A 12414-nucleotide genomic window follows, 5' to 3' on the forward strand; every position below is an offset into this window, starting at 1 on the left:
CTTGCTAAATCAAACCTTGTGTCTTTTATTAGTGCGGTTGCTTCGTTCCTCGCAATGACAAACTAGGCTTGGAATTTGGAATTTAAACTACAATCCCAAATCCAGAACATAAGAAATCTTAACCGCAATATTATCCTCAAATTTCAGTAGTTGATTTGGACCATATCTGTAAAATCCTCCCAAACCAAAACCTTTGAAGATCTTATTTAATTCAATTCCTGATTCAAAGTAGCCTTTATCCAGGGTTTTATAAGTTGGGCCAACGTGTTGTTCCGGATTTTCCATATTTCCCCACGCCATTCTCGTTACTAAAACTAACGAAGGACGAACTTTTTTGAGTATTCTGATTCGGTCAAAACCGTGTTTAATTTGGAAAAAGATATATTGACTGGAGAAAAACTCATTAAAATACATCGTTTCAAAACTGTTTCTTCCTGCAAAAGTAATACGCTGAACAACGGTTTCTTTGGTAAGGTTATTTGGCATTGTATTGTACAAATGCGTGATTGGAACATCGCCCATAGCATAACCTCCCTGCAAAAGCAAACTCGTTTTTTGACCGTTTAGGTATTTTTTTTCATATTCGGTTTTGAAATCTATTTTGCCAAAATTAAAATCGTTTTCCAATACATTAGGCAAAGATTGCGTGTACTGAAAAGTAAATCTCGGAAATCTTTTATCAGACTCATTTCTTCCGGTTGGCGTTTGCATGAAATCGCTAAATGGTGCCCAGACAATCGAAATCATTGCAGTCGTCATAATATAACTCGAGTATAATTGTCCATTGTAATTAAAAAGATAATCGAATTTTGGTTCAACATATGTACGAGATAATTCCAAAACAGCTTCGGTTTTAGGAATGATTTTCGTTTGAATGTTTCCTTTCCAGCTAATGTATTTATAAAACGTACTAATATTAATTGGGCGCGGATCATAGATTTTAAATACACGTTTATCAACAGCAAAAACGGTACTCGCAATCTCGCGGACATCATCCGTATAAGATCCGTTTAGCCAGGTATTTGTCGATTTATCCAATAAAACGCCGGATCCTAAACTATATTTAAAAACACCATCTTTTGTACCATAAGCACCGTAACCTTCAATTCTGAAATTTTTAGAAAAACGATCGTTTGTGATTCCGCCAAGACCTAAGCGAAAACCTTCGTAATTATTAAAACTGATAATCTTTTTTAAGTCAAGATCAATCGGACCAATAGGAACATAACCATTAATAATTTTTCGGCCAAGGCCTAAACGGTTTTCAATTCTTTTCTTTATGGAAAGACTGTCTATTAATTGATATGTTTTTTGGCTTTTTAAGTCCAAACTTTCTTTTCGGTACTCATTCCAGAAAGCTTCCGGTTTTTTGCTTGCATCGTCTTTAATTTCGATATAAAGCGCCGGGTTTTTTATCGGATTATCTGTATTGTAATGAATGTCAAAATTATTACTTTCAGAAAGCAAATAGGTGAAATCTGAAGCTGATTTTTTTCTCGGTTCAAAATTGTCTTTTACATCTCCGTCAAACTGAATTGTTCCGCCAAGAATCTTAATATCATCATCATTTTTTCCTTTTACGATTTTGAAAGTCGTATTGCTCTGAAACCATATTTTTTCACTCGGAACATATTCAAATTCGTGAATTCCGCTAATATCCAAAACGCCTTTTATTCGCATTACAGCTTTGGCTACACCAAAATTTTCCTGATCGATATATAAAACGCCTTCTAAACCGGATGCTTTTCTTTTTTGTTTGTTTTTAAAGTAAATCATATAAGTCTCTCGGCCTTTTATATTTACAGTATCAAGAAGTTTATAATTATAATCGGAAAGTGCATTGTCTGCAATTGGGTTTTGATATTTGGTTTCGAACAATTCATATTTCGAACCATAAATAGAAATAGACTGCAGATTGAAAGCTATAACTTCATAAACCGGTTGTTTAAAACCAGCCATTTTTGTTCCCAGAATTGTTTCTTTGAGTTTGTTGTTTCCAAATTGATATTGGGATACTTTTTCAGTTTGAAATAAATGTTGTTTGCTGATTATTTCCTTAAACTTATAGTCAGATGAATCAATGTTGATTTCCTTTTTATTTAAATCTTTATAAGCCGCAGAAGAATCAATTCGTCCATCGATAGAATCCGGATTTGCCGTAACAATAAGTTTATTGTAAGTTTTATATTCAAAACTGCTGAGTTTTTTCTGCGGATTGTTTTTGTTTTTATTCGCTATAACTTTCCTAATAATGGCTAAAGCAGGATTTTCATTCGAAATAACAACTTCTTTTAAATCATCTGTTTTTTGAGAAAGCGAAATCGAATAAAACTTTTTATCATCTGCTACAGCAATAATTTTAGTTTGAAAACCAATATAAGAAACGGCAAAAGTCGTGGTTTTTGCAGATGGTTTAAAACTGAATTTACCATCAACATCCGTAATCGTATTGTTATTGTCTGTGGTAGTAATTGTTGCAAAAGGAAGTGGTTTGTTGCCGGAATCCGTTACAATTCCGTTTATTTGAAATTGCGCCTGAATACTAAGTGTGAAAAACAAAGTCAAAAAACAAAATAGCTTCATACAGAGGATTATAGTTTCAAAAACGAAAACAATCTAATTTTGGTATGCAAAAATAGAATAAAAAAATCCGTTTGGTACAATTTTAACCAAACGGACTTTTATTTTAAGAAGTAAATGTTACACCTTCATGATTTCGGCTTCTTTTGCAGCCAATAATTCATCGATTTTTCGGATGTAAGTATTCGTTAAATTCTGAACTTCTTCTTCTGCAGATTTGCAAATATCTTCAGAAGTTCCGTCTTTTTCTAATTTTTTAATATCTGTATTAGCATCTTTACGCACGTTACGAACACCAATTTTTGCATCTTCAGCCTCAGATTTTGCTTGTTTTGCCAAATCTCTACGACGTTCTTCTGTCAATGGCGGAACGCTGATAATGATTACATCACCATTGTTCATTGGGTTGAAACCGATATTGGCAACCATAATTGCTTTTTCGATTACTTGTAACATGTTTTTTTCGAAAGGCTGCAATGTAATTGTTCTGGCATCAGGAACACTAATTTTTGACACTTGCGAAAGTGGTGTTGCTGATCCGTAATAATCTACAAAAACGCTTCCCAACATTGCCGGTGAAGCTTTTCCTGCACGAATGTTAAGAAATTCTTTTTCTAAATGCGCAATCGAACCATTCATTGATTCTTCTGTACTATCTAATATAAATTCTATTTCTTCAGTCATTATTTTTAAGTTTTCAGTTTTCATTCTCAGTTTTCAGCTCAGGTCGGCAATTGCGACTGTAAACTGTTACTGATGACTATATATTTACTACAGTTCCGATATTTTCGCCTTCACAGATTTTCAATAGATTTCCAATTTTGTTCATATCAAAAACAACGATTGGCAATTTATTTTCCTGACTTAAAGTAAAAGCTGTTGTATCCATTACGTTTAATCCTTTTTTAAGGACATCATCAAACGAAATAAAATCAAATTTTACAGCTGATGCATTTTTCTCCGGATCAGAATCGTAAACACCATCTACACGGGTTCCTTTTAAGATTACATCTGCATTGATTTCGATTCCTCTTAAAACAGCTGCAGTATCAGTTGTAAAATATGGATTTCCGGTTCCTGCACCAAAAATCACGATTCTTCCTTTTTCAAGATGACGATCTGCTCTTCTTTTGATGTATGGTTCAGCAATAGATTCCATTTTTAAAGCAGTCTGCAAACGTGTTTTCATTCCTTTGTCTTCCAGAGCGCCCTGCAAAGCCATACCGTTAATTACAGTGGCAAGCATTCCCATATAATCACCTTGTACTCTGTCCATTCCAGAGCTTGCACCAGCGACGCCTCTAAAAATATTTCCTCCTCCAATAACAATTGCAATTTCTACTCCTTTACTGTGAATTTGCTTAATTTCGTCAGCGTATTCGGCTAATCTTTTCGGGTCAATTCCGTATTGTAAATCACCCATTAAGGCTTCGCCGCTAAGTTTTAGAAGAATTCTTTTATATTTCATTTGTGTGTTGCGTTAATTTGTGCAAATATAGACATATTCTGATTTTTAAAAATAATGTTTTCAAAAATTAATTATTCTTTACCAATTTTAATTTTAGCGCGACTTTTGAGTTATTTTCCTGAATGTGACAAAAGTCATTCTGCTTGTCTTTTTAAAATTTGTATTTTTATAGGATCAAAACGAAACATATATGAAAAGTATTGTAGCCAAAGCATTATTCAACAGTTATTCTTATTTAGAATATCGAAAATTAGTTACTGATTTATTATCCGAAGGAAAATCAACCGGTAGCGAACAATCTGAAGCTTTAACGCATTATACAAGTCTCAATGAGGCGAGAATGAATCGTTTAGAGAAAACTATAAAAATTTCTGAAGATGTTATTGCAAAGCTGCAAAATTTAGATCATCATTATATTTGGCTCGTAATTTCTGAAGGCTGGTGTGGCGATGCTGCTCAAATACTGCCTATTATAAACAAAATGGCGCATGAATCGAATAAAAAGATTGATCTCAGAATTGTTTTGCGCGATCAAAATGACGAATTAATGAGCCAGTATTTAACAAACGGCGGAAGAGCGATCCCAAAAGTTATCGTAATTTGTAAAGAAGCCGGAATTGTTCGTGCTAATTGGGGACCAAGACCAAAAGTAGCCGCCGATTTGATTATCAACTACAAAAAAGAACATGGCGCGCTTGATGATAAAATTAAAACCGATTTGCAATTGTGGTATCTGGCAGATAAAGGCATTTCTGTTCAGCAGGAATTAATGCAGATCATGGAAGATATAAAATATAACCGTTTATAATTTTTTGGTTTTAAAACTTTAAAAAGCCTTATTTTGTTGGTAATACACTGAAAATAAATATTTTACTCGTTAAAAAGATTTTAAAATATTTGTTTTTTAATTTAATATTTGTAAATTAGTAATCTAATCCCACTTCTATTATAACTTTTTGATTTACTCTTTTTATTGGTGTCTATTTAATGTTAACTATTAAAAAACCACTATTATGAGAAAGTTATTCGACAAGTTTTACGATTTTTTTTCTAAGTTTTTATTTGGAGGAAAAAATGTGCCACATTATTGACCCCGGGAAATCAAAGTATGGATTAGTAGTACTCTAGTTTAGGAGTTTGGCACATTACTTTCACATTTGTAATGTGCTTTTTTATTTTATTCTGGTTTCAGATTTCTTTATTTCAGGCTTTCTTCAAATAACGTAATATCGATTGCATTTTTTACGTCATAATCGCCAATTTTAGTTCGGCGTAAAGCAGTTAAATGCGAACCTGAATTCATGGCTTTTCCAAAATCAAAAGCTAAGGAGCGGATATAAGTTCCTTTGCTGCAAACTACTCTAAAATCGATTTCAGGTAATGCGATTCGGGTAATTTCAAATTCGTGAATGGTCGTTTTTCTGCTTTCAATTTCAATAGTTTCCCCGGCGCGTGCATGTTCGTATAAACGAACGCCATCTTTTTTGATTGCTGAAAAAATAGGTGGTTTTTGATCAATTTCGCCTAAAAACTGTTTTACGGTTTCATGAATTAAAGCGTCGTAAATATGCGAAGTTGGAAAAGTTTCGTCGATTTCGGTTTCTAAATCATACGACGGAGTAGTGGCCCCGATATAAAAAGTTCCGGTATATTCTTTTGCCTGGCCTTGAAGTTCAGAAATTCTTTTGGTAAATTTTCCGGTACAAATTAATAGTAATCCTGTAGCCAAAGGATCTAAAGTTCCGGCGTGACCAATTTTGAACTTTTTTGGAAGTCCAACTTTATTGATTAAAAGGTATTTTAATTTATTGACAGCTTGAAACGAACTCCATTTTAAAGGTTTGTCAATCAATAAAACTTGTCCGTCTAAATATTCTTCAGGTGTCATTATATAATGGTAAGAGGATGAATGAAAAAGTGAATCAATAATAAAACGATTCCGGCAATTATTCGGTAATAACCAAAAACTTTAAAACCGTGTTTTGTCAAAAATCCAATGAAAGTTTTAATCGCTAAAAGTGCCACTATAAACGCAACAACATTACCAATAACCAATAAATTAACCTGATCGTGGGATAATTCGAATCCAGCTTTATAATAATCGTAGCATTTTTTTGCAGTTGCTCCCAACATGGTTGGTACAGCCAGAAAGAATGAGAATTCTGCCGCTGTAGTTCTTGATAATTTTTGAGACATTCCGCCCACAATACTTGCTCCGCTTCTTGAAACTCCCGGAATCATAGCCAGACATTGAAATAATCCAATTTTGAAAGCCTGCAAATACGTGATTTCCTGTGAAGTTTCTGCAGTATTTGGTTTATTGAACCATTCGTCAACTTTCAATAAAATCAATCCTCCTATTAAAAGTGAAACTGCAACCGTAACCGGATTTTCTAATAAACCATCTATAAAATCGCTTAATAATAATCCTAAAACTACAGCCGGAATAAACGCAACTAAAAGTTTAAAGTAAAAATCAAGTGTTTGAAAAAAACGTTTGAAATATAAAACGACTACAGAAAGTATAGCGCCAAGCTGAATTACAATCGTAAAAAGTTTGGTAAAATCTTCGTGTGCAATTCCGAAAAAAGAAGAGGCAATAATCATATGTCCAGTTGAAGAAACAGGTAAGAATTCTGTAATTCCTTCAATAATGGCAAGAACGATAGCTTGTAATGTATTCATTTATTTTAGATTGTTAGATTATTAGACTTCTTAGATGTCAGATTTTTAAAGAGATTCATCTAAAAATCTAAGTTGTCTAAGTTGCCTAAAAAAGCCTATTTAGATTTTTTGAAAATAGAATAAATAGTGATTCCAAAACCAATTAAAACAGTTGTTGGAGCCAAACGGATACGTCTAAAACTAAAAACATCTTCATTAAAAACATTCGGGTTATCGCTTCCTCCGCCAGACATTAGAATAAAACCTAATGCAATAACTGCAATTCCTATCAAAAGAATTTTGTAGTTAATAGTGTCAAAAAGGAATTCCTGTTTTTGTTGTTGTTCTTCTTTAATATTATTTTTCATTGCTATTTTTTTGTCAGCCTGAGCGTCCCGAAGCTTCGGGAGAAGGCCTATTTATTTTAAAAAATCTAAATCTAAAGTGTAAAATCTAAAATTAATAAAGATCGTCAGTTCTTAAATTCAAGAAACGTTGTGTTGCAAAGTGTGTACTTACCCAAGTAATTAAAACGCCTAATCCGAAAACGGCTAATAAAACCAATCCAATTAAGGCTTTATCTTCTAAAATCCCTAATCCGGGAAAATTTGTGTCTACATAAATTAAAACGGCAATTAAAGCGATTATGGCTAATCCAGCACCTAACATTCCTAATTTTACGCTACGCATTACAAAAGGTTTACGAATAAACGATTTTGTAGCGCCAACCATTTGCATGGTTTTGATGATAAAACGGTTAGAGTGAATTGATAAACGCAATGAACTGTTGATTAATAAAACCGCAATTATCGCAAGGAAACCGCTGATAATCAAAATCCACATACTTACTTTTTTGATGTTGTCGTTTACCAGATTTACCAATTGTTTGTCGTAAACAATATCTTCGATCATGGTATTTTGGCGTAAACGGCTTTCGATTTTAGAAATACTGTCTCTTTCTACATAATCCGCTTTTAAGTGAATATCGTATGAATTCAAAAGTGGATTTTCTCCTAAAAAGGTCAGGAAATCTTCTCCAATAATATCGGTGTGTTCTTTTGCAGCTTTTTCTTTGGTAACATATACGAATGATCTCGCAAATGGAGCTCTTTTTAATTCGGTGTTGAATGCTTTTATTACACTATCATTGGCTTCATTTTTAAAGAAAACCGTCATGGCGATTTTTTCTTTAAAATCATTGGCCAGTTTTTTAGAATTGATAATGAATAATCCCAGTACTCCTAAAAGGAATAAAACCAGAAATACACTTAATACAACCGAAAAATAAGAGGAAATTAACCTGCGCTTTTGAAATTTATCAAAGTTAGAACTCATAGTATGCTTAAATTATGTGGTAAAAATAATAAAGTATTTCTTTATTTAAAGTTAATAACGATCAAAGTTTTAACTTTCGTACTATAAATATACAATTCAGGATTTAATTTATCAAGAATAAAAAATTTTCAAAGTTTTTTAACCACTAAGTTCGCCAAGATTTTATTTAATAGTTGCGCTGATAAAAGCAAAGTTTGCAAAGCTATTAGTTAATCTCGCAAGGTCTTGAAGTCGCAAAGGTTTTTTGCGTAGCCCCTAGCTTCAGCTAGGGGTATAAGATTTAAATAGAAAAGGGCTTTAGCCAAATAACCAAAAGTTTGGCTAAAGCCCTTTCTCGTTTGATTTTATATTTCCATCCAGCTAAAGCTGGACGCAATTCAAAAAACTTAAAAACTTTGCGATTTTGCGAGATCAAATATAAACTTAGTCCCGAAGCTTCGGGATAGAATCTTAGTAACTTCGTAACTCAGAACATTACTTAACTCTGTAAACTTTAATACTTTTAAGCCAATATACATGTCTTGGTCCGGTTTTGATATCGTTTTTGCAAATCAAAATCATTTCTCCGTTTTTAACCGGTTTTCCGTTTTCTTCGAACAAAACATATGTATTTTCGCCTGTTGGATTATTGAAAATTTCTCCCCATGAAAATGTCGCTTTATAATCGTCTGAAGCTCTGGCGACAATATAGAAGTTGCGGTCTTTATGGTCGTTTTGTTTGATTTTTGCTTTCTCTAAAATATCTTTTAATAAAACTCCTTTTGAAATTTTATCATCTTTTTTGACATCGCCATTTTTTCCAATTACTTTGAAATTTGAGATTGTAGCCACATTCATTTTTTGCAAAGAATCGACAGTTAACTGAAGCGGAAATTCAACATCGCCTTTTACTTCAATTTGATGATTTACTAATTTCAAGCTATCTGCTGGACTTAAAACTTTGTGCTCGTTTTCTTTTTCTGTAGAAGTTGTTTTTTCAGTGACAATTTTATCTTCTTTTTTAGAAGAATTACACATACTGCACATTACGGCAATAAAAAGAACGAGAATATAATTTTGTGTTTTCATTTTATGATTGATTTGCTTTAGATTTTTTTCGTTTCCCAGGTTATAGATAAATAATATAGTCCGCCAATTGATGGTCCGCCAAGAATTGATGTATACGGTTTATTTAGAAAATTGGTTACTCCCAATTTAGTTGTTAAACCTGTTTTCTTAAAATTATAATTGATTTGTGCATCCATCGACCAATAGGCGGGAACGGTTCCTGAAACTAAAAAAGAAACATAATCAAAATTATTTTGATATCGCGCCGTTGCACTTGCACCAAGATCTCGCCAGATATTTTGTGCCATTAAAGTGCCGTTTACATTAAATTCCGGCGTATTAAAACCATCCTCTAAACCATCTTTATCATCAGTTCTATCCAGTTTTGTATACGTAAGATTTGTTAAAGCCGTAAAAGTTTCATCAATTCGATATTTTAAACCTAAACTTCCTCCGTAATTATAAATTTTACTTTTAGAATTCGTCCATAAACGATATCTGTTTTGACTGTTTTTAGAATATAAAGCGGTCGGAATAAGATTTGGATCTGTTGTATTCGGAATACTGGCTTCAACCTGAGCAATGAAATTTTTATAAGAGTTGTAATAAAAATCAGCATCAACAAAAAGATTTCTGTTTAAGGTAATTGCTTTAAATCCAAATTCGAATGATTTTACAAATTCAGGTTCCAAATACGTATATGGATTTTTCTGAATCGTATTTTTATTCTTTTCAATAGCTTGCACCTGCGTAATTCCAAGTGTATTAACATCACTATTTACCTGCGCCTGAAATTTATCTATTGAAGCTTTGGTAAATGAATTCTCAAAAATTCCGTAAGACATAATTCTCAAACCGCCAACACGTTTTACGCCTCCGGAATTTACATTCGAAAAACCTTCAAAAATACTCGGAAAACGATATCCGTTTTGATACGATGCCCTAAAACTAAGTGTTTCTTTTGGAGCATAAACTGCCGTAAACTGAGGCGTAAATTTTACATCAAAATAATCCGCTTTGTCCATTCTGATTGTCGCGCCTAAACTTAGTTTGTTATTGAATAAATCCTTTGTTAATTGTGTAAAAGCTCCGGTTTTTTGATACGTTAAGTTTTCGGAAGCGTGTACGGGATTAATAAAATAATTTCCGTCAGGAACAATAATATAAGTTCTGTAATCAAAACCGCTTAATAATTTAGCTTCTATTTTTTCGAAGAAAGATCTAAAAGCTTTATCCCAATTAATCAAACCTTCGGCATGAACCAAAGTCGATTTTACGCGTAAAGCTGCGCCAATATCCCAATTATTAATGTCAATTAACTCTTTTTTCTTGTTTTCATACGCTTCAGTTCCGGGCTCAAATCGCCCTTGATCAGATGAGCTTCTGGCAATTTTATGTGCATCTGCAACAGTTGCTCCGTTCGTAATTGCATTTTTATAAGCTGTCGTATAATCTGCAAACCATTTATCATCAGATTTATAAGCACGATCCATATTTTCGGCTAATGAGCGCATATTATAAGAATCTCCAGTATTCTCGGTTGTTGCGTATGCTTTTACCTCAAAAATGGGAGTATGATAATCAATAGCAAATTGATTTAAAGTATAATTGTCAAGTCGAAATCTATTCGAACGCTGATAAATCGTATTGATTAAAGCCGTTTTATAAGTCACGACTAATTCGTTTCCTGGTTTTGGACGAAAGTATAAGCCAACATCAGCTTTATAATTTTTAATGTCATAATCAGAAATGTCAGTTTCGCGATAACCCGTTCTCGCAACGACATAATTTTTTCCGTTAAGGTTTAAGGTTTTCCTATTTGCAGATTCATTTCCGTAACCGTTAACTTCGTCATAAGCCGGATTATCTGAGCCATATAAATTGGTAGAAACATTTGCATTTGGCGCCAAATCGGTTCTGTCATCCGCAACCCAATCTGTTCCGCCAGTTGACGAAGCATTTATTTTGAAAGCCAGTTTCTCGTTGAATGCTTTTGCAAGACGAAAATTAAACTGCGAGTATATCTTCGGTGAAAACCGGTCAATATTGCCAACATGATTTACGCCCGTTAATTGCTGAATGCTGATACCCTGATATTCAAAAGGATTTTTGGTCTGAATATTTGCCAAACCATTAATAGCGTTCATTCCGTATAAAGCGGCGGCCGTTCCCGGAATAATTTCGATTTTATCAATGTCAAGGTCATTTGCGCCGAGTGCGTTTGCAATTGGCGCGCCCAAATGTGGCGCCTGATTATCGATTCCGTCAACCAATTGTGCAAATCTTACGTTTGTAGAATTGGCAAAACCTCTCGTATTAATGACTTTAAAACCCAAACTCGGCGTAATGATCTGAACACCTTTTACATTTTCTAATGCTTCATAAATACTTGGCGATCCCATATTTTTGGCTTCCGCCGATTTTAACTGCTCGATACTTATCGGCGAACGCATAATATTTTCAGAACGGCGGGAAGCAGTAATTACAATTTCGTTTAAATCTTGTTTTTTAATACTGTCTTGCTCTTTTTTTGAATTTTCTGTTTGAGAAAAGCCTCTAAAACTTATAAACAGAAGAAATATGTAAAGTTTTATTTTCATAATTTGAATTTAGCTTTCAGTATGTTTTAAAATGAATACTGATAATTATAAAATTGGTTTTTACTGTTTGATATTTTAAAATTTAAAATTTAAGGTTTTGGGTTTCTTTTAAAGCAAAATCTTTAATTCGCTTTTCGATTTCATAAAAAAGAATGATAGCTTTTTCTCCAGCTTCTGTTAATCTTGCACCTCCGCCGCCTTTTCCGCCAAGTAATTTTTCTACCAAAGGACTTTCTGCGCGCTGATTCATTTCTTCAACCAGTTGCCATGCCTGACGATACGACATTTTCATTTCTTTTGCCGCATTGGTAATAGAACCTGTTTTTCGAATGTTTTCTAAAAGCCAGATTTTCCCAATTCCCAGAAATGGGCCTTCGGTTTCTTCTATCCAAAGGCGAACTTCAACAGAATATTTTTTGCTATTACTCATTTGACTCATTTAATGATCTTCAAAAATAATGATTATTGTGTAATAATATTCTTTAATTTTTACTGGATTAAAATCCAGCCCTACAATATGGCTCGTTCCTCCGGAACTTTTCTGTATGGTTTAGAAAACGCTATTTTTATAAGTATAAAAACACGAATTTAAGTATTTTTACGTAATTAAAAATAAGTAATGTGTTTTTTTATTTGTTTGTCAGAGAAATAGCTTTGGTACAATCATCAATAAATGTAAATTTGCGGCTAATAATTAATTTAGTGAAAAGCCTTAGAACC

General features: G+C 33.2%; 11 protein-coding genes. 1 reads left to right on the forward strand and 10 read right to left on the reverse strand.

What is annotated here, in order from left to right:
- Positions 1 to 87: 87 nt before the first annotated feature.
- The 3 genes from ACZ0AH_RS02470 to pyrH form a co-directional block, all read right to left on the reverse strand.
- A complete protein-coding gene (locus tag ACZ0AH_RS02470) occupies positions 88 to 2583 on the reverse strand; it encodes a DUF5686 family protein (protein ID WP_463474314.1) in 2496 nt (831 codons plus the stop codon).
- A 117-nt stretch (positions 2584 to 2700) separates the two neighbouring features.
- Positions 2701 to 3264 (reverse strand): ribosome recycling factor, encoded by a 564-nt coding sequence (gene frr, locus ACZ0AH_RS02475; protein WP_463474315.1) that lies wholly within the window; start codon positions 3262 to 3264, stop codon positions 2701 to 2703.
- 76 nt (positions 3265 to 3340) lie between these two features.
- Positions 3341 to 4048: a UMP kinase gene (gene pyrH / locus ACZ0AH_RS02480; RefSeq protein WP_463474316.1), complete on the reverse strand. Its 708-nt coding sequence runs from the start codon at positions 4046 to 4048 to the stop codon at positions 3341 to 3343.
- A 190-nt stretch (positions 4049 to 4238) separates the two neighbouring features.
- Between pyrH and ACZ0AH_RS02485 the strand changes: the two genes are divergently transcribed.
- Positions 4239 to 4856 (forward strand): thioredoxin family protein, encoded by a 618-nt coding sequence (locus ACZ0AH_RS02485; protein WP_463474317.1) that lies wholly within the window; start codon positions 4239 to 4241, stop codon positions 4854 to 4856.
- Positions 4857 to 5246: 390 nt separating this feature from the next.
- On the opposite strand, the gene truB is transcribed toward ACZ0AH_RS02485, so the two are convergent.
- The 7 genes from truB to ACZ0AH_RS02520 all read right to left on the reverse strand — a co-directional run bounded on the left by truB (position 5247) and on the right by ACZ0AH_RS02520 (position 12124).
- Positions 5247 to 5936: a tRNA pseudouridine(55) synthase TruB gene (truB, locus tag ACZ0AH_RS02490; protein WP_463474318.1), complete on the reverse strand. Its 690-nt coding sequence runs from the start codon at positions 5934 to 5936 to the stop codon at positions 5247 to 5249.
- A complete protein-coding gene (locus ACZ0AH_RS02495; protein ID WP_463474319.1) occupies positions 5936 to 6733 on the reverse strand; it encodes an undecaprenyl-diphosphate phosphatase in 798 nt (265 codons plus the stop codon). The genes truB and ACZ0AH_RS02495 overlap by 1 nt, the downstream gene beginning before the upstream one ends.
- A 95-nt stretch (positions 6734 to 6828) precedes the next feature.
- Complete coding sequence (locus ACZ0AH_RS02500; RefSeq protein WP_463474320.1) at positions 6829 to 7080, reverse strand: DUF3098 domain-containing protein; 252 nt, start codon at positions 7078 to 7080, stop codon at positions 6829 to 6831.
- A gap of 91 nt (positions 7081 to 7171) precedes the next feature.
- The gene (locus ACZ0AH_RS02505) at positions 7172 to 8047 is read right to left on the reverse strand and encodes a cell division protein FtsX (RefSeq protein WP_463474321.1); all 876 of its coding nucleotides are present in this window, start codon (positions 8045 to 8047) and stop codon (positions 7172 to 7174) included.
- Between the two features lie 474 nt (positions 8048 to 8521).
- Positions 8522 to 9115 (reverse strand): molybdopterin-dependent oxidoreductase, encoded by a 594-nt coding sequence (locus ACZ0AH_RS02510; RefSeq protein ID WP_463474322.1) that lies wholly within the window; start codon positions 9113 to 9115, stop codon positions 8522 to 8524.
- Positions 9116 to 9132: 17 nt separating this feature from the next.
- Positions 9133 to 11694, reverse strand: coding sequence for a TonB-dependent receptor plug domain-containing protein (locus ACZ0AH_RS02515; protein ID WP_463474323.1), 2562 nt, complete (start codon positions 11692 to 11694; stop codon positions 9133 to 9135).
- A gap of 82 nt (positions 11695 to 11776) precedes the next feature.
- Positions 11777 to 12124, reverse strand: coding sequence for a winged helix-turn-helix domain-containing protein (locus ACZ0AH_RS02520; RefSeq protein WP_463474324.1), 348 nt, complete (start codon positions 12122 to 12124; stop codon positions 11777 to 11779).
- Positions 12125 to 12414 lie beyond the last annotated feature (290 nt).

Source organism: Flavobacterium sp. AC105 (assembly GCF_979258495.1).